Origin of the sequence: Leclercia sp. GLN_9, assembly GCF_043105735.1 — a bacterium.
In the GTDB taxonomy this organism is placed as follows: Bacteria; Pseudomonadota; Gammaproteobacteria; order Enterobacterales; family Enterobacteriaceae; genus Enterobacter; species Enterobacter adecarboxylatus.
On the sequence record NZ_JBICLV010000017.1, the window covers coordinates 717,091 to 734,763 of the forward strand.

General features: G+C 58.5%; 13 protein-coding genes. 6 read left to right on the forward strand and 7 right to left on the reverse strand.

The window, feature by feature from the left end; translation table 11 throughout:
- Positions 1–5: 5 nt before the first annotated feature.
- On the reverse strand, positions 6–1,337 hold the full coding sequence (locus ACF8PE_RS14245) for a DUF3131 domain-containing protein (protein ID WP_059349871.1): 1,332 nt from the start codon (positions 1,335–1,337) through the stop codon (positions 6–8).
- Positions 1,334–3,148 carry a glycosyltransferase gene (locus tag ACF8PE_RS14250; protein WP_059307783.1) on the reverse strand — a complete coding sequence of 605 codons (1,815 nt, stop codon included), beginning with the start codon at positions 3,146–3,148 and terminating at the stop codon, positions 1,334–1,336. Before ACF8PE_RS14250 ends, ACF8PE_RS14245 begins: the two co-directional genes overlap by 4 nt.
- 284 nt (positions 3,149–3,432) lie before the next feature.
- Here ACF8PE_RS14250 and opgC point away from each other — a divergent pair, with 284 nt between their 5' ends.
- The 5 genes from opgC to ACF8PE_RS14275 are packed head-to-tail and all read left to right on the forward strand — an operon-like array spanning position 3,433 to position 7,569.
- Positions 3,433–4,650, forward strand: coding sequence for an OpgC domain-containing protein (gene opgC / locus ACF8PE_RS14255; protein WP_117385553.1), 1,218 nt, complete (start codon positions 3,433–3,435; stop codon positions 4,648–4,650).
- A gap of 10 nt (positions 4,651–4,660) precedes the next feature.
- The gene (locus ACF8PE_RS14260; RefSeq protein ID WP_032611015.1) at positions 4,661–5,560 is read left to right on the forward strand and encodes a hypothetical protein; all 900 of its coding nucleotides are present in this window, start codon (positions 4,661–4,663) and stop codon (positions 5,558–5,560) included.
- An 8-nt stretch (positions 5,561–5,568) separates the two neighbouring features.
- Positions 5,569–6,777 (forward strand): PP2C family protein-serine/threonine phosphatase, encoded by a 1,209-nt coding sequence (locus ACF8PE_RS14265; protein ID WP_392495003.1) that lies wholly within the window; start codon positions 5,569–5,571, stop codon positions 6,775–6,777.
- Positions 6,774–7,112, forward strand: a complete 339-nt coding sequence (locus ACF8PE_RS14270; protein WP_032611013.1) for an STAS domain-containing protein — start codon at positions 6,774–6,776, stop codon at positions 7,110–7,112. The genes ACF8PE_RS14265 and ACF8PE_RS14270 overlap by 4 nt, the downstream gene beginning before the upstream one ends.
- Position 7,113: 1 nt before the next feature.
- Positions 7,114–7,569 (forward strand): ATP-binding protein, encoded by a 456-nt coding sequence (locus ACF8PE_RS14275; RefSeq protein ID WP_151584839.1) that lies wholly within the window; start codon positions 7,114–7,116, stop codon positions 7,567–7,569.
- 12 nt (positions 7,570–7,581) lie between these two features.
- Here the strand turns inward: ACF8PE_RS14275 and azoR are convergent, their stop codons facing one another.
- Complete coding sequence (gene azoR, locus ACF8PE_RS14280) at positions 7,582–8,187, reverse strand: FMN-dependent NADH-azoreductase (RefSeq protein WP_032611010.1); 606 nt, start codon at positions 8,185–8,187, stop codon at positions 7,582–7,584.
- 203 nt (positions 8,188–8,390) lie between these two features.
- On the opposite strand from azoR, the gene hrpA reads away from it, so the two are divergent.
- Positions 8,391–12,293, forward strand: coding sequence for an ATP-dependent RNA helicase HrpA (gene hrpA, locus ACF8PE_RS14285; RefSeq protein WP_148569412.1), 3,903 nt, complete (start codon positions 8,391–8,393; stop codon positions 12,291–12,293).
- Between the two features lie 331 nt (positions 12,294–12,624).
- On the opposite strand, the gene ACF8PE_RS14290 is transcribed toward hrpA, so the two are convergent.
- The 4 genes from ACF8PE_RS14290 to ACF8PE_RS14305 form a co-directional block, all read right to left on the reverse strand.
- The gene (locus ACF8PE_RS14290; RefSeq protein ID WP_392495004.1) at positions 12,625–13,284 is read right to left on the reverse strand and encodes an O-methyltransferase; all 660 of its coding nucleotides are present in this window, start codon (positions 13,282–13,284) and stop codon (positions 12,625–12,627) included.
- Positions 13,285–13,409: 125 nt separating this feature from the next.
- Positions 13,410–14,789, reverse strand: coding sequence for an efflux transporter outer membrane subunit (locus ACF8PE_RS14295; protein WP_223610584.1), 1,380 nt, complete (start codon positions 14,787–14,789; stop codon positions 13,410–13,412).
- On the reverse strand, positions 14,786–15,865 hold the full coding sequence (locus ACF8PE_RS14300) for an HlyD family secretion protein (protein WP_392495005.1): 1,080 nt from the start codon (positions 15,863–15,865) through the stop codon (positions 14,786–14,788). Before ACF8PE_RS14300 ends, ACF8PE_RS14295 begins: the two co-directional genes overlap by 4 nt.
- A gap of 33 nt (positions 15,866–15,898) precedes the next feature.
- Positions 15,899–17,551 (reverse strand): MFS transporter, encoded by a 1,653-nt coding sequence (locus ACF8PE_RS14305; RefSeq protein ID WP_390888506.1) that lies wholly within the window; start codon positions 17,549–17,551, stop codon positions 15,899–15,901.
- Positions 17,552–17,673 lie beyond the last annotated feature (122 nt).

A 17,673-nucleotide genomic window follows, 5' to 3' on the forward strand; every position in this document is an offset into this window, starting at 1 on the left:
CAGCTTCATGGCGTAGCTCCTGCTGAAGAAGTGGGTGGTGTTATTGGCCCAAGACAGGCCAGACAGAGCATCTGGCCCCGGGCGATATAGGCCAGGCTTTCGAGAACAACGGCATTGGTATCGGCGTCAACGACGTCGTTGACGCTGCTGTCAGGGTTAAGCCCACGCTGCCAGCCCTTGCCGGGCACCTGCAGCTTCTGGACCTGCTGGCGCAGCGCTTCGCTCCAGCCGTTGCGGAACAGGGCATACCAGGCAAAGGCGGTGCGGGTGGAGGTGATCGCTAACTGCTCCGGGGGGGCATCGTGCAGGGCGCTATTTTGCAGCGGCTGACGATCAGGCAGATCGTTCACGTAATCGGGCGCAGGCTCGGCGTAGTCGGTGCTGATGGGGGGCTTGCTGACCCGAAGGCCGTGCCGACGCTGCTGGATCTGCATAATGCGCCAGGCAATCTCCGCGCTCTGGGCATCAAAGCCCAGCTCAAGGCCGGTTAAGAGATAGGGAAGGCTAATCAGCGAGGGTTGTCGTCCCCAGGGCGTGCGCAGTCCCTCGTCAGGCACCATGATGCCGTCGATATCGATCATCTGTTGCCCTTCCGGCGGGTTGGTGACTGCCAGGCCCGCCGCGCTGTCGATCAGCCGAAGCGTGTGGCTGGCATACAGGCGATAGCCGAAGCTGTTGCGCGGTTCATCCACGGCCAGCGCCCAGTGGTGAAGCGGGGCTGCGGCCTGGGTGGCGGTGTTATTGGCGACCAGGCCGCCCACTTTCCACTGGTTAAAGAGATCGCGTACCCCGGCGGCATGCTGAGGGTATCGCCACAGCAGGGTTTGCAGGGCGTTAAGCAGGCGACCCATCCCGATAGCGGAGGAGTCCGCTTTACCCAGAATTTCCAGGGAATCTGCGTGGTAATAGGCGGCGGGCAGCCCCTCGGCATTGAGCGGTAGCCGCCCCAGAGTAAAGAGCGCCGCGGTGATCCGCTCGTCAAATTCGTCGGTTGTCAGAATGGTGAGCTGTTTTGCCGCCACCAGGGCAAACAGATAGCTTCCGGTACTCCACAGACTGAGCCAGGGTTCGCCGTCGTGTGCATTCGCCAGCCCGTTCGGCTGGGTATTGTTGACATAATACTGCCAGGCCACCCGCGCCCAGATCGCCTCGTCAAAGGTCAGCTCGCGCGAAGTGGGCAGGGGCGGAAAATCCTGACTTAACGTCATGCCCGCGCTGCTCTCAATACGCGTGGGCATCTGCTTCTCGACCCAGACGACAATGGCGAAACCCAGCAGAAAACCGATCAAAATGGTGAGATAGCTGCGGGCAGACAGCAGCGCGTCGCGTTTGCTCATTGGCTCGCCTCCTCGTCGGCTGGCGTCCACATGGCGGCGAGGATCAGGGGCAGCATGGCGGCGATATTCACCGCACCCCAGAAGATATTGATCACGTAGCCGGAAGGGTCGTCAACCTGGCCACGCGCCACCTGAATCCCACCCCAGATAAGCCCCGCCAGGGTAAGCACGACGATGGCGATCTGCGGTTTAACAAGATAGAGAAACCGGCCCGTCTGGCGCTCTTTCGGGGTGACGTGAAATTTGATCTGCTCCCCGCGCAGAACGGTATCCAGCGCCCGCAGGTTCATGGAGAAGAAGGAGAGGTAAGAAGCCCTGCCGTCCCAGGCCGAAATCCCCCAGGTACCGAACATAAAGGCCAGCTCGGACATAATAAAAAAGGGCAAAAAATGCAGGTAAAACGGCTCAGACCAGGCTGACACCGGGGGGATGCCGGTGAACAGATAGATAATGGGCGAAATCAGGAAAATGGTATTCCATACGCAGGCCATGTAAGACCAGAAGGTGGTGGCATACATCAACGTCTGCGGCAAAGAGAGCTTAAAGCGGCGACGGCTGAAAATATTGTCGTGGAACAGAATATCCAGCGACCCTGCGGCATATTTAAAACGCTGGATCATCCACGTCAGCATATCCTGCGGGGAGAGCATTTTAGATTCGATACGCGGGTGCATTACCGAGCGCCAGCGGCGTGCGGCGTCCCCGTGCAGCAGGATGGAGGTATAAATATCTTCGGAGACGTGAAACTTATAGGGGGTCAGTTCGGTATCGAAGGCCACATGGGGACGCATGGCGTCCTGTAGCGTTTCACGCATCGCGGGATCGCGGATGTCCCGGGTATGGCGGTCGATCTCCTCTTCAACGGTCCAGACGTAGCTGCGCAGGGCCGCCTGCATCACCGCCTCGCGCCGGTGAATGGAGGCCGCGCCGCAGCAGAAGGCGGCGTTGGCCCAGTTACGGCGGCGTAAGATCACGTCATAAAACATACGCGGATCGTTGAAAAAGGGGTCACGCCCGACGGTTACCGGCCCGATGAATTTCTGGGCCAGCCAGCCCAGCCCGTATCCCGCTTTGCCCACCTTGCGACCGAGCCAGCGCGGCAAACTTTCCCCTTCCGGCAGGTCGAAAAACCACTGAGGAGTCTGAACCCATGCCACGTCCGGGTCACGGAAATAGCCCAGCGTGTGGCTGAGCAGCGTGGGGAAGACGCGGGTATCGGCATCGCAGATCACCAGGAAGTCGCCGTCGGTCTGCTCGAGTCCGTTACGCAGGTTGCCAGCCTTGAAGCCAATGTTAGTCTGACGGGTAATGTAATTGGCGCCTTCTTCCTCGCACACGGCTTTCATCTCCGGGCGGCGGCCGTCATCCAGCACATGCACCTTAAAATCCAGCGGCCCGGGGTAGACCACTTTCATGGCGTCGCGAATGGAGAGCCTGACCAACTCCACGTCTTCTGAATAGGTGGCGATAAAGAGATCGACCTTTATCGGTCTCGACGCTTCCGCATCCTCCGGTCGCAGACAGTCGTTAATTTCGCCCGGAGGCGGGTTTTGCGGCGGATCTTCTTCCTTCCACAGATTGATGGTAAACAGCACCGTGCCGATCCAGGCCAGGGTTTCCGCCAGCACCAGCGGAATGGCATACCAGAGTGCGTCGGTATTTAACGAAGCGGTCCAGCGCCAGTAAATATAATTGGCCCCAAGAATCAGTGCGGCAACCGCTAATACCTGCCAGGTCATCATTACCCAGCGCGGTGTCTTTAGCGGTTCAGGCGGCTTGCGATGTTCAAAACGGGAAAAATAAAAATCCATAGCGAAGGATATCCTGATTCCACGATGACGATTAATTAAAGGCCTGCTACCGACGATCAGAGCGCCACGTAAAATAACGTCCACAAAAACAAAATTTAAGGTAAGTGTAGAACGCGGAAAAAATTATTCCAGCAGGGGAAATTGCAACAGTTTAGGGTGGCTTAAATGAAGGTTAATTATTAATAAGCTTTATTCAGCGCGCCGCAATAATTGCCAGATGAATACATTTACGCTATCTAAATAATTGGCACGACGCTTTTTCAGGATCATGAACAGGACTCCCTATGAGCCAGATTGCGCCTGCGTTAACGCAGAATAAAGGCATATTATCAATGACATGGCGTTATTCTCTGGCAGGGAATCGCGATCTGCGTATTGATTTTATGCGTGGCATTGCGCTGGTGATGATGGTGGTCGCGCATACGGAAGTGATGTCGATATTTAATATATTTACCTGGGAACGTTTTGGCCTGACGACCGGTGCCGAAGGCTTTGTTATTCTTTCCGGATTTATGCTAGGCATGTTAAATCGCGCCCGATTACAGAAAGCGGTCTTACTCACTATTTCATGGGGGCTTTATCTCAGAGCATGGAAAATATACCGGGTTAATATTATTATCATTGTATCCTTTCTGTTATTGGGGTATTTGCCCTTTATTGATGTTTTTGAAGTGACCCATTTTACCGATCGTTTTTCAGGTACCAGTTGGTCGCTCTATCCGGTTACGCCGCAAATAAAAGAGACCTGGTTTAACATTATTCTGTACCTGCAAATCGGTCCCCATCAGACACAAATCCTCGGCCTCTATATTTTTCTTCTGCTGTTAAGCCCCCTGTTTTTAGGGATGCTGCAAAGGGGACACGTCTACTGGCTGCTGGGTCTTTCACTGCTGGTTTATGGCTGCTGGCAGCGTTGGCCGGTGCGTGTCACGCCCTCTGAGTTCGAATTCGCGTTCCCGCTGTTGGCCTGGCAATTTATTTTTGTGCTGGGCATGGCGAGCGGCTGGTACAAAGAGGAACTCATCTCCTTCGCCCGCACCTCCCCGGGCAAAGTGGTGGTGGTGGCGCTGGTGATCGTTGCGCTCGTCCTCGGCTTTGTCGCCCAGAACCATACCAACCCCTTTATGCCGCCCGCGCTCCTGATGCACGTTATCCCGCCGGCGGAGTTTAATGCCTTTTACCACACCTGGGCGGCGAAGAACGGTCTCGGGCCGATACGCGTGCTTAACGATATCTGCCTGATGGTGACGGTCTATCTGCTGCTGACATGGTGCTGGCAGCCCCTGTACCGGCTGGCAGGCTGGTTTCTGATCCCGCTCGGCCAGCGCTCACTTTATACCTTTATTTTGCATGTTTACGTCGTGCTCGCGGTAAGCCAGTTCGTGACCTTCGATCTCTGGCGTCAGGACTGGATGGTGAACACCCTCGTTCACGCGACAGCACTGGGCGTACTGTGGTTACTGGCGAAATATAACGTCGCCGCACGCTGGATACCTAACTAAGGAAGGGCAAATGCGGGAGAAATATCTACTGGCCTGCGTGCTGTTATGCGCCGCTGCGGGGGCACAGGCCGCTCAGAAAGAGGGTGAGGAGCCGCTGCGCGACAAGAACGGCGAGCCGGTGCAGGCAGGGGTTTTCACCAGCCGCTGGGGACGGCTTTTCTCCGGTAATGACGATGTGTTTTCCGGTGCCCTGAGCTTTAGCTCGGGTTTAAAAGAGCAGTGGATGTCCATCCCCAACAGCTCTGACAGCGCAGAGCAAAAGCGCAAATATAACCAGACGCTGAACCTCAGCCTGCAATATTCCCCCTACAGCTACTGGTTTGCCAATGTGACATCGCGTCTGCCAGTCACCGATACCAGTCGCTATACGGCCGATTTCCGCTACAGCTTTGGCTACGATGACTGGCACGCCAACACCCTGAGTCTGGTTTACAGTAACTACGGCGATAACCGTTTCTGGACGTCCGGGAACCAGCGCCACACCTACTTTGAACAGGGGGCCGTGACCCTGGCCTATAAGTTCTCGCTGCCGAAGCCCCTGGAAAACAGCCTGCTGATTAACAAAGGTGATTCCATCATCTGCCAGGTGGGCTACAGCTGGGTGCCGCGCTATTACGACCTTGAAAGCAATGATATCCGCAGCAATAAGAATGTGATGCTGGGCGGGTGTGGGTACACCTTTAAGCAACATTTCTTTGTGCGCGCCACGGCCTTCTGGTACCCGGACAGCAGCCAGCAGCAGCCCTGGAACGGCGACTACAGCTACAGCTTTGGCTACGCAGGGTATACACCCGGCTCCTTCTCCGTTCAGTATGCCAATTACTCTGGCACCCGTTATCCCGGCCACGAGAGCGGCAACGGCAAGTTTCGTGAAGGCACGGTCAGCCTTGTCTGGTTCTTACCGCTTTAGGGGGCGCTATGTCAGCACAGCACGTCCTGATTGTTGAAGATTCGCCGGTCTACCGTCGTTTGCTTGCGCGGATGCTTGCCCAGTGGGGCTATACCGTCAGCGAGGCGGAAAACGGCGTCGCCGCGCTGGACATCCTGGCAAACCAGCCGGTCAGTCTGGTGATCAGTGACTGGGAGATGCCGGAGATGGACGGCCTTAGCCTGTGCCGGGAAATTCGCAGCCGTCAGTTTGGGCACTATGTTTACGTTATTCTGCTGACCGCCCGCGAAGCGCCGGACGATTTAACGCTGGGGTTTGACGCCGGGGCGGATGATTTTCTCAGTAAGCCCGTGGAGCAGAGCGAGCTGCGGGCGCGGCTGCACGCGGGGGCGCGAGTGCTGTCCCTGGAGTCCACTCTCGCCGCACGCAACGCACGTCTGAGTGAGGCCCTGCGTCAGATTGAACAGGATCTGGAGGTCGCCGCGCGTATTCAGCAGTCAGTCTTGCCTGCACACCAGCAGCGTCACCAGGACTACTTCTCCGACTGGATCTTTCTGCCGTCGGCCTGGGTTTCCGGCGATATTTTTAACGTCTTCCCGCTGGATAACCATCTGGGGTTCTACTGCGTGGATGTCTCCGGCCACGGCGTCGGCGCGGCGATGATGTCCCTCGCTGTGGCCCGCCAGTTTTTGCACGGCAGGGCGGTGGAGCGTTTTCTCTTTACCGCTGACAACGAGGTGGCATCTCCCGCCGAAGTGGTGCGGATCCTCAACGGTCGTTTTTGCAGCGACGAGGTGGAGATCGTGAGCTATTTCACCATGATTTACGGTGTTATCGATCTCGCGACGGGCGAGGGCAGGCTGTGCCAGGCCGGTCATCCCACTCCCTTTATCGTCACGCCGGAGGGCGAGGCGAGGACAGTCGGCAACGGCGGCGCGCCGGTAGGGCTGATGCCGGATCTCTGCTGGACGGATGTTAACTTCTCGCTGTCGGCCGGTGAGCGGCTCTGCCTGTTCAGCGATGGTATTACCGAATGCGAAAACCTCGTCGGTGAACAATTTGGTCAGATGCGGCTCCAGGCGTCGCTACAGGCGGGCGCGGGCCTCACGCTGAACGAACTCCTGCCGCAGTTTGCCCGGCATCTTGTTCACTGGCGCAGTGGGGATAATAAAGAACCGCTGGCGATGGCTGATGATGTCTCACTTTTAGTGATTGAGCGTACAGGAGAAGAACCATGAATATTGATACAGAGCGGCAGCCCAACGTGAACATTATGACCCCCGCGGTGCGCAGGCTGGATGCCTCGGTGGCAGCGGTTTTTAAGGAGGCCATCATCCGCGAGACAGGCGAGGATCGCAAAGCCCTGATTATCGACTTCAGTAAAATTGATTTTATCGACAGCAGCGGGCTGGGAATGCTGGTGTCTCTGCTGAAAATGATGAACGGTAAAGGCGACATGGTGCTGTGCGCCCTGAACCCGGGGATCCGCAATATGTTTACCCTGACCCGGATGGACCGCATTTTCCGCATCTGCCCGGATCGCGCCGCGGCGCTTGCGCAGCTGAATCCGTGATATGTCCGTGGCTAACGATATCGCGCTACCGGCCGCGTTAACCTCGCTCTCGCCGCTGGCGGAGTGGCTGGCACACCAGCTTGCTTCGCTGCCTGTCGATGAGGGGTGGCGCTTTGCGCTCGATCTCGCCGTCTGTGAGACGGCGACCAATATTATTCGCTATGCGCTGCACGAGGATGCGCGCAGCCTTTTCAGGGTGGAATTTATCACCACCGACGCGGGCGTGCGCCTGCGGTTTACCGACGCGGGCGCGATCTTTCCTTCAGAACGCCTTGTTGCGGCACGTAAAGAGACGTTTGATGATGATGCGCTGCTGGCGGAAAGCGGGCGTGGTCTGAAGCTGATCCTGCTGTCGGTTGACAGGTTTGATGTTGAATGCCGGGACGGGAAGAATATTGCTACCCTGGAAAAAGAGTGGCCAGAGCTAAAAAACAAAAACCCTCCCACCGGGCGGTGAGAGGGCGAAATCTTATGCCGCTACCAGGCTGTCGATGGCAGCTTTCGCATCGTTCTGCGCTTTGGTCGCCACTTCAGGGCCGTAAGCGATACCTTCAGCAAACACAAAGTTCACATCGGTGATGCCGATAAAGCCCAGGAACACGGACAGGTACGGGGCAATCAGGTCGGTTGGGGTATCTTTGTGAATACCGCCACGGCTTGTCAGCACGATCGCACGTTTACCGGTGACCAGACCTTCAGGGCCTTTTTCGGTGTAACGGAAGGTTACGCCAGCGCGCGCCACCAGGTCGAAGTAGTTTTTCAGCTGCGTCGGGATGTTGAAGTTATACATCGGGGCGTTAATCACGATCACGTCGTGCGCCTGCAGCTCGGCAATCAGCTCATCAGACAGTGCCAGCGCTTCCTGCTGACGTGGAGTCAGTGGCGCATCGCTCGGACGCAGGGCACCAACCAGTTCACCATCCAGTACCGGGATTGGCTGAGCGGCCAGATCGCGGACGGTGATTTCGTCACCGCTGTGCTGTTCACGCCACTGTTCAACGAAATAATCAGACAGCTGACCAGACTGAGAGTACCCTGCCAGAATACTGGATTTAAGAACTAATACTTTGCTCATGGGTGATTCCTTTGTTGTATTTGATGAGGGGGCTTGCCCCGTTGCTTGTTGACACTCTATTCACAATCCTGTCGCAGGGATAGCGCAATATATCGAAGCCTATGTTCGAATTTTTTGAATAAGGCGTAAAAACCGGCGATGTGGTACTCTATAGCAATCATTAAAAAGAGATTTTATCCGGCAGTGCACTGCCCGTTAACGCTATGACAGAACAACAGAAATTAACCTTTCCGATGCTGATGCAACAGCTGGATGCGCTGATGTTACGTGACAAACAGCGGTTTGCCCGCCGTCTGCACGGGGTTAAGAAGGTTAAAAATCCTGATGCACAACAGGCCATCTACCAGGAGATGGCAAAAGAGATCGAACAGGCGGCGGGTAAAGTCGTGCTGCGCGAAGCGGCGCGTCCGGCGATCACCTACCCGGAAAACCTGCCCGTCAGCCAGAAGAAACAGGAAATTCTCGAAGCCGTACGCGACCACCAGGTGGTGATTGTGGCGGGGGAGACCGGGTCGGGTAAAACCACCCAGCTGCCAAAAATTTGTATGGAGCTGGGACGCGGGCTAAAAGGCCTGATTGGCCATACCCAGCCGCGTCGTCTGGCGGCGCGAACGGTGGCAAACCGTATTGCTGAAGAGCTGCAAACCGAGCCGGGCGGCTGCATCGGCTATAAGGTGCGTTTCAGCGATCATGTCAGCGACAATACCATGGTCAAGCTGATGACCGACGGGATCCTGCTGGCCGAGATCCAGCAGGATCGGCTATTGATGCAGTACGACACCATCATCATCGATGAAGCGCACGAGCGCAGCCTGAATATCGACTTCCTGCTCGGGTATCTGCGGGAGTTGCTGCCGCGTCGCCCGGATCTGAAAGTCATCATCACCTCGGCCACCATCGACCCGGAACGTTTTTCGCGCCACTTTAATAATGCCCCAATTATTGAGGTTTCAGGCCGCACGTACCCGGTAGAAGTACGCTACCGTCCGATGGTGGAAGACGCCGACGACACCGAGCGCGATCAGCTGCAGGCCATTTTTGATGCCGTAGACGAGCTGGGCAACGAAAGCCCGGGCGATATTCTGATCTTTATGAGCGGCGAGCGCGAAATCCGCGATACCGCCGACGCGCTCAGCAAGCGCGACCTGCGCCACACCGAAATTTTGCCGCTGTATGCGCGTCTGTCCAACAGCGAGCAAAACCGCGTCTTCCAGTCCCACAGCGGCCGCCGCATCGTGCTGGCGACCAACGTGGCGGAAACCTCCCTCACCGTGCCGGGTATTAAATATGTGATTGACCCCGGCACGGCGCGTATCAGCCGCTACAGTTACCGCACCAAGGTGCAGCGTCTGCCGATTGAGCCGGTGTCACAGGCCTCGGCCAACCAGCGTAAAGGTCGCTGCGGGCGTGTTTCGGAAGGGATCTGTATTCGTCTCTATTCAGAAGACGATTTCCTGTCGCGCCCGGAATTTACCGACCCCGAAATTCTGCGTACCAACCTGGCGTCGGTCATTCTGCAGATGACCGCCCTCGGGTTGGGTGATATCGCCGCCTTCCCGTTCGTCGAAGCGCCGGATAAACGTAATATTCAGGACGGTGTGCGCCTGCTGGAAGAGCTGGGGGCGATCACGACCGACGAACAGGCCACGGCCTACAAACTGACGCCGCAGGGCCGTCAGCTCAGCCAACTGCCGGTGGATCCGCGTCTGGCGCGAATGGTGCTGGAGGCGCAAAAACACGGCTGCGTGCGTGAGGCGATGATCATCACCTCGGCGCTCTCCATTCAGGATCCGCGTGAGCGTCCGATGGACAAACAGCAGGCCTCCGACGAAAAACATCGCCGTTTCCACGATAAAGAGTCCGATTTCCTCGCCTTTGTAAACCTGTGGAACTATATCGGCGAACAGCAGAAAGCGCTGTCATCGAACCAGTTCCGTCGCCAGTGCAAGCTGGATTTCCTGAACTACCTGCGGGTGCGCGAGTGGCAGGATATCTACACCCAACTGCGTCAGGTGGTGAAGGAGCTGGGCATTCCGGTGAACAGCGAACCGGCAGAGTACCGCGAAATTCACATCGCGCTGCTGACCGGTCTGCTGTCGCATATCGGGATGAAAGATGCTGATAAACAGGAATTTACCGGCGCGCGTAACGCCCGTTTCTCCATCTTCCCGGGCTCCGGGCTGTTCAAGAAGCCGCCGAAGTGGACGATGGTTGCCGAGCTGGTGGAGACCAGCCGCCTGTGGGGCCGCATTGCCGCGCGTATCGACCCGGAATGGGTGGAGCCGGTGGCGCAGCATCTGCTGAAACGTTCGTACAGCGAACCGCACTGGGAGCGGGCGCAGGGCGCAGTAATGGCGACCGAAAAGGTCACCGTTTACGGCCTGCCAGTGGTGGCCGCGCGTAAGGTCAACTACAGCCAGATCGATCCGGCCCTCAGCCGTGAGCTGTTTATCCGTCATGCGCTGGTGGAGGGCGACTGGCAAACCCGTCACGCCTTCTTCCGGGAGAACCTGAAGCTGCGCAGCGAAGTGGAAGAGCTGGAGCACAAAACCCGTCGGCGCGACATCCTGGTGGATGACGAAACGCTGTTTGAATTTTACGACCAGCGCATCAGCCATGATGTGGTGTCGGCCCGCCATTTCGACAGCTGGTGGAAAAAGGTCAGCCGTGAAACCCCGGATCTGCTCAACTTTGAAAAGAGCATGTTGATCAAAGAGGGGGCGGAGCAGGTCAGCAAGCTCGATTACCCGAATTTCTGGCATCAGGGCAACCTCAAGCTCCGTCTGAGCTACCAGTTTGAGCCGGGCACCGATGCCGACGGCGTGACCGTCCATATCCCGCTGCCGTTGCTCAACCAGGTGGAAGAGAGCGGGTTTGAGTGGCAAATCCCCGGACTGCGCCGCGAGCTGGTTATCGCCCTGATTAAATCGCTGCCGAAGCCGGTGCGCCGCAATTTTGTCCCTGCGCCGAACTACGCCGAGGCGTTTTTAGGTCGCGCGACGCCGCTGGAGCTGCCGCTGCTGGATTCGCTGGAGCGCGAGCTGCGCCGGATGACCGGTGTCACCATAGACCGTGAAGACTGGCACTGGGATCAGGTGCCCGATCACCTGAAAATCAGCTTCCGGGTGGTGGACGAGAAGAACAAAAAGCTGCAGGAAGGCCGTTCCCTTACCGAACTGAAAGATGCCCTGAAAGGGAAAGTGCAGGAGACCTTATCTGCTGTGGCCGACGACGGTATCGAGCAGAGCGGGCTGCATATCTGGAGCTTCGGTCAACTTCCGGAAAGCTACGAGCAGAAGCGCGGCAACTACAAGGTGAAAGCCTGGCCGGCGCTGGTGGACGAGCGCGACAGCGTGGCAATCAAGCTGTTTGATAATCCGCAGGAGCAGCAGCAGGCGATGTGGCGCGGGCTGCGCCGCTTGCTGCTGTTGAACATCCCGTCGCCGATCAAGTATCTGCACGAGAAGTTGCCGAACAAAGCCAAGCTGGGGCTGTACTTTAACCCTTACGGCAAGGTGCTGGATCTGATCGACGACTGCATCTCCTGCGGCGTGGATCAGCTGATCAACGCCGCGGGTGGCCCGGTGTGGACAGAAGAGGGCTTTGCGAAGCTGCACGAAAAAGTGCGCGCCGAGCTTAACGAGACGGTGGTGAACATTGCGAAACAGGTCGAGCAGATCCTCACCGCGGTGTTCAATATCAACAAACGCCTCAAAGGGCGGGTGGATATGACCATGGCGCTGGGGCTGTCGGACGTGAAGGCCCAGATGGCCGGGCTGGTCTATCGCGGGTTTGTCACCGGGAACGGCTACAAGCGTCTGGGGGATACGCTGCGCTACTTGCAGGCGATTGAAAAACGTCTTGAGAAAATGGCCATCGATCCGCACCGTGACCGGGCGCAGATGCTGAAGGTAGAAGCGGTGCAGCAGCGCTGGCAGCAGTGGCTGAACAAGCTGCCACCTGCCCGCCGCGATGACGAAGATGTCCAGGAGATCCGCTGGATGATCGAAGAGCTGCGTGTCAGCTTCTTCGCGCAGCAGCTGGGGACACCATACCCGATCTCCGACAAGCGTATCTTGCAGGCGATGGAGCAGATTTCGGCGTAGCGTGCGTGCGCTATGTTCCCCTCACCCCAGCCCTCTCCCCAAAGGGGCGAGGGAGAACACCGGACCGCAGGTCGGGCAAGCATACCAAAGGGGCGAGGGACAACACCGGACCCTGGGTCGGGCAAGCATACCAAAGGGGTGAGGGAGAGCACCGGACTGTAGGTTGGGCAAGCATACCAAAGGGGCGGGGGAGAACACCGGACCCTGGGTCGGGCAAGCATACCAAAGGGGCGAGGGAGAACACCGGACCCTGAGTCGGGCAAGCATATCAAAGGGGCGAGGGAGAACACCGGACCCTGGGTCGGGCAAGCGTAGCGCCGCCCGACGGGGTTTAACCGTTCACCATCGCCAGCGTAAATCCATCCCACCCCTTTATGCCCACCGTCTGCAACGCCGTCGCGGTCAGGCGCGGGTTCTCCCCGATCATCTCGATAAACCGCCGCACGCCGTGTACGCGAGCATCTTCGCTCTGGCCGTTAATCACTTCCCCGTCACGCACCACGTTATCGCCGATGATAAGCGTCCCGGGGCGGGAGTAGTGCAGCGCCCACTCCAGATAGCCCGGGTTATTGGGTTTGTCGGCGTCAATAAAGATCAGATCAAAAGGCGGCGTGTCGCCGAAATGTTCAAGGGAGAGCAGCGCCGGGCCTTCGATCAGCTCGATGCGCTGATCCAGACCCGCCAGATGGATGTTCTGGCGCGCCACCTTAGCATGTACCGGATCGGCCTCAAGGGTGATCAGCTGCCCGTCCGGCGGCAGGGCGCGCGCCATCCAGATGCTGCTGTAGGCCCCCAGGGTGCCAATTTCCAGAATGCGCCGGGCCTGAGTCATACGCACAAACAGCGCCAGCAGCTGGCCCTGATTGGCGGCGACATCGTGGGCCGGTAAACCGGCGCGCTGGTTATTTTCCAGCACCTGCTGGAGCACCTCATCCTGCGGAATAAGCTCGGAAATCATGTAATTATCTACGGCAGACCACTGTTGTTGCATAGATTGACCCCTTAGTGAGAGCGTTACCCGGCGGCGTTACGCTTGCGCGGGCCTACGAATGTTTTCTCCCTCTCCCTGTGAGAGAGGGCCGGGGTGAGGACATCAGGCCGCACATCGCCCGGCGTTTACGATGCCGACCATCCTCCGCCCAGCGCTTTATACAAATCGATCTGCGCCAGCAGCAGATTGTTTTTCGCCTGCACCACACTGGTCTGCACCGAGAACAGTGTGCGCTGGGCGTCCAGCACGTCCAGATAGGACGAATAACCGTTGTTATAGCGGTTCTGCGCGATACGCAATGTCTCCTGTGCGACCTCCTGCTGGGCCACTAACTCGGTCAACTGCTCGCCGTAACGGGTGATGGCGTCGAGACTGTCGTTCACCTCTTTAAAGGCGTTGCGCACGGTTTTTTCATAGCTATAAAGCGCCTGGTTACGCTGCGACTGGCCGATATCCACCTGGGCGTTCAGCGCCTGGCGGTTCAGCAGCGGGGCCAGAATACTGCCGCCGATGCTCCATAGCTCCAGTGGGTTGTCCAGCAGGCCGGGCAGGGTGCGATCCTGGATCGATCCGGTCGCGGTCAGGTTGATCGACGGCAGCAGGCTGGCGCGCGCGGACGCGAGCGAGGCATCGGCGGCAATCAGTTGGCGTTCCGCCTGCACGATATCCGGGCGGCGATTAAGGAGCGAGGAAGGCAGCTGCGACGGCAGGCGCAGCGGTGTCAGGGTGTCGAAATCCGCATTGCGGGCAATCGCGCCAGGGTTACCCCCCAGCAGCAGGGTTAATGCATTCTCCTGGCGGGCAATCTGATTCTGCACCTGCGGGATCTGCGCCCGCGTCGAGCGCAGCTCTGAGTCGGACTGCATCAGCTCCAGGCGCGAACTGTAGCCGGTCTGATACTGCCGTTGCGCCAGTTTAAACGCCTCTTCCCGCGCCTTCAGCGTCGATTGCGTGACCCTGAGCTGCTCGTCCAGCGCCAGCAGGGTGACGTAACCTGAAGCCACCGAGGAGGCCACCGTCAGATCCGCGGCGGCGGCGGCGGCTTTTTGCGCTTCGAGTGTCGCCTCTGCGGCATCGGCGGTGCGGCGATTGACGCCCCAGAGATCCACATCATAGCTGGCCGTCAGGCTGCCTTTGTACAGCGCGCCGTAGACGGGTAAACCGGTGGCGGCAGACTGGGACCGGGTGCGACCGGCATTCAAACCGGCATCCAGGGTCGGAAACAGGCTGCCCTCGCTGGCATATACCCGCGCCTGATATTCGTTGATTCGCTCCCGGGCAATGAGCACATCGCTATTGTTGCGCAGGGCCTGGTCCACGTAGGCGTTAAGCTGGCTGTCATGAAAATTGCGCCACCACATCTGCTCTGCCGGGCTGGCGGGGCCGGTGCTGGCGCGCCACTGGGCGGGGATCTGGAGGGTGGGCTTCGCCGGCGCGACATCCACCGACTGGCAGGCGCTCAGGGCGGCGGTCATCAGCAGGGCGGTGAGCGGGCGGCGTATCATTCTGCCTCCCGGGTATCAATAGTCACCTGTACCGACATCCCCGGGCGCAGCCGCGCCGCCTCTTCGGCGTTTCCGAGCACCTCGATGCGCACCGGAATACGCTGGGCGATCTTGACGAAGTTGCCCGTGGCGTTATCCGGGGTAATGGCGCTGAACTCCACCCCGGTGGCCGGGGAAATGCTCTGCACCCGGCCCTCATAGGCTTTGTCGTTCAGGGCGTCGACGGTGAATTTCACCGGCTGTCCGACGCGCAGATTCGCCAGCTGGGTCTCTTTAATATTGGCGATCACCCAGTGCTGCGGGGGCACCAGGGTGGTGAGGTGGGTTCCGGCCGTCACATACGCGCCCAAGCGCACGGTAACCTGTCCCAGTTGTCCATCGCGCGGGGCGACGATGCGGGTGTTTTGCAGATCGATCTGCGCCAGTTCGAGAGCCGCCCTGGCATTTTCGACATCGGCCTCCAATGCGGCGCGATTGACGATAGCGGTTTGCAGATCCTGGCGCGACATCTCCAGCGTGGCTTTTGCCTGGTCGATATTGGCGCTGCCCTGGGCGGCGCTCGCCAGGGCGGCATCCCGCTCACGGATCGACAGCGAGCCGTCGGCGGTCAGATCCTTCACGCGCTTCAGGTCGGCCTGGGTTTTCTGGCTCTGCGCGCGGGCGTTTTTCAGCGCCGCCTCGTTACGCTGGATCACCGCTTCGGCGCTTTTACGCTGTTGCAGGTTGTTGTTGAGGGTGGCAATTTTCATCGCCAGTTGCGCCTCGGCCTGGTGCACCCGCTGGCGGTAGATACGATCGTCGATCTGCAGCAGCAGGTCGCCTTTCTTCACCTGTTCAAAATCCTGCGCCTTGACCTCGGTGATATAGCCGTTTACCTGCGGGCTGATAAAGGTGGTCTGGCCGCGCACGTAGGCGTTATCGGTGAACTGGACGTGGCGGGTAAAGGGCGGTAGCTGCCAGGCATAGAGGATCACCAGCACGCCAACGATGCCGATCGCGGCGGCGGCGAACACTGACACCACGCGCAGATTATTACGGGTATTGGCCTGCTCTTTAGCGGCATCCTGCTGACTCATAACTTCTCCAGAAACATCATTTATTTTTATCCATTACTGACTGCCCGTGGCCTTTTTCAGCGCCAGACGGGCAGTGATGCGCAGGCGCAGCAAGCGCCATAAAATCCAGACCAGCGTGGCGGTGGCAATGCCTGCCGTCAGAAGATAAGTATCGTTGTAAGCCAGAATATTTGCCTGCAGCGTGCTGGCGTTCTGCAGCTGGAGCGCTGACTGGACGCTCACCAGGGCGCTGTCGTTAATCTGGTTCTGGAACATCTGGCTGTAGATCTGCAACCGTTCAGTTACCAGCGGATTGAGGCTGGTGAGCTGCTCGGCCAGCAGGCCGGAGTGATACTTCTCACGCCAGGTCTGAAAGGTGCCCAGAATGGCGGAACCCAGCAGGCCGCCGATGTTCTGGCTCATACCGAACAGCACCGAAAAGCTGACCAGGTTACGGGGATCGGCAATGACCCCGCCAATCCCCGCCAGCATCGCCGGGGCAAGGAAGAAGGCGCTGCCAAACCCGAGCAGGAACTGGCTCAGCATCAGCTGATCCGGGCGGGTGAGGCTGGTGGACTGGCTGTCGAGCAGCGAGGCGATAATCATCAGCACCAGCGAGGTGATAATCGGCCAGGCAAGTTTAGTGGGTTTGATGGTCAGGCAGCTCGCGGCAATGCCGCAGACGATCCCGGCAAAAATCGACCATGCCAGATGGGTCATCTGTTCGTTTTGCAGGCCAACGTACTGCAGCCAACCGATCACCCCGGTATTCTGCTCCGCCAGCACGATGCGGATCAGCAGCATGATCAGCCCCAGGCGCAGGATGCTGCCGCTGGAGAGCCAGCGGGTGTTCAGCAGCGGGTTGCTGCGGTTATGCTCGAAGACAATCGCGGAGACAATCAGCACCAGCGAACCCGCCAGCGCCCAGCCGATCCACGGTGCTTCAAACCACCAGTCCACCCGCCCGAGCGACAGCACTGCGCACAGCAGGGCCATACCCGGGGCCAGCAGGATAAAGGTGATGAAATCTTTCTTCTCGAACACTTTGCGCCGATCGCCGGGAGGCAGCTTAAGGGCAATGACGCAGCCCAACGAAATCAGCGCCAGTCCTAACTCGAAGAGGTACAGCCCGCGCCATTCGTCCAGCTGCAGCAGCTCGGTGGAGAACAGCCGCGCAATGGGGATCGCCAGCGACGAGCCGGTGATGCCGATAGTCAGCGCTTTCAGGCGGTGTTTCGCCGGCCAGGCCTGGATCTGATAGTAGATCCCCAGCGAACTGAGGGCCGCAGCCACCATGCCGTGGGCGGCGCGCACCATCAGGGCCGAGCTGAGATCGTTAACGAACAGGTGAAAGAAGGTCACCAGGACATACAGTACCAGGAAGCCTTCGGTGAAGGCGCGCAGGCCAAACTGCTGGCGAAACTTTACCAGCAGCAGGTTTATCGACACGTTGGTCATGACGTACACTGCGGGCAGCCAGGCGATTTCGGTGGACCAGGCTGCAAAGGTACCCTGTAAATTTTGCAGGTTGGCGGCGACCATCGCATTGCCCAGCGCCCCGGTCAGACAAACCAGCAAACCCACCACCCCGTAGGCAATGCGTTTCGGGGTGCTGTGCACCGGCGTGGACGGGGAGCCCAACAGCATCGGCTTTTCGTGAGGCTGCCACTCGCGAGGAGCATAGGGGTCGCGTTGGGGCAGTCGCATAGCGGTTATTACCTATTGAATTAGTGAATAGTTAGAGGGCTAATGATTCTACGTCTGACGCAAAGTCTGTTTCAAGTGAATATGATAATAGCGGGTTAAGCAAATGTGAGGGATAAGTATGA

Excerpts from the sequence above, each read along its gene's own strand:
- ACF8PE_RS14245 (WP_059349871.1), bottom strand. The coding sequence starts at position 1,337 with ATGAGCAAACGCGACGCGCTGCTGTCTGCCCGCAGCTATCTCACCATT.
- ACF8PE_RS14300 (WP_392495005.1), bottom strand. The coding sequence starts at position 15,865 with ATGAGTCAGCAGGATGCCGCTAAAGAGCAGGCCAATACCCGTAATAAT.
- ACF8PE_RS14295 (WP_223610584.1), bottom strand. The coding sequence starts at position 14,789 with ATGATACGCCGCCCGCTCACCGCCCTGCTGATGACCGCCGCCCTGAGC.
- ACF8PE_RS14305 (WP_390888506.1), bottom strand. The coding sequence starts at position 17,551 with ATGCGACTGCCCCAACGCGACCCCTATGCTCCTCGCGAGTGGCAGCCT.
- azoR (WP_032611010.1), bottom strand. The coding sequence starts at position 8,187 with ATGAGCAAAGTATTAGTTCTTAAATCCAGTATTCTGGCAGGGTACTCT.
- ACF8PE_RS14250 (WP_059307783.1), bottom strand. The coding sequence starts at position 3,148 with ATGGATTTTTATTTTTCCCGTTTTGAACATCGCAAGCCGCCTGAACCG.
- opgC (WP_117385553.1), top strand. The coding sequence starts at position 3,433 with ATGAGCCAGATTGCGCCTGCGTTAACGCAGAATAAAGGCATATTATCA.
- ACF8PE_RS14260 (WP_032611015.1), top strand. The coding sequence starts at position 4,661 with ATGCGGGAGAAATATCTACTGGCCTGCGTGCTGTTATGCGCCGCTGCG.
- hrpA (WP_148569412.1), top strand. The coding sequence starts at position 8,391 with ATGACAGAACAACAGAAATTAACCTTTCCGATGCTGATGCAACAGCTG.
- ACF8PE_RS14290 (WP_392495004.1), bottom strand. The coding sequence starts at position 13,284 with ATGCAACAACAGTGGTCTGCCGTAGATAATTACATGATTTCCGAGCTT.
- ACF8PE_RS14265 (WP_392495003.1), top strand. The coding sequence starts at position 5,569 with ATGTCAGCACAGCACGTCCTGATTGTTGAAGATTCGCCGGTCTACCGT.
- ACF8PE_RS14270 (WP_032611013.1), top strand. The coding sequence starts at position 6,774 with ATGAATATTGATACAGAGCGGCAGCCCAACGTGAACATTATGACCCCC.
- ACF8PE_RS14275 (WP_151584839.1), top strand. The coding sequence starts at position 7,114 with ATGTCCGTGGCTAACGATATCGCGCTACCGGCCGCGTTAACCTCGCTC.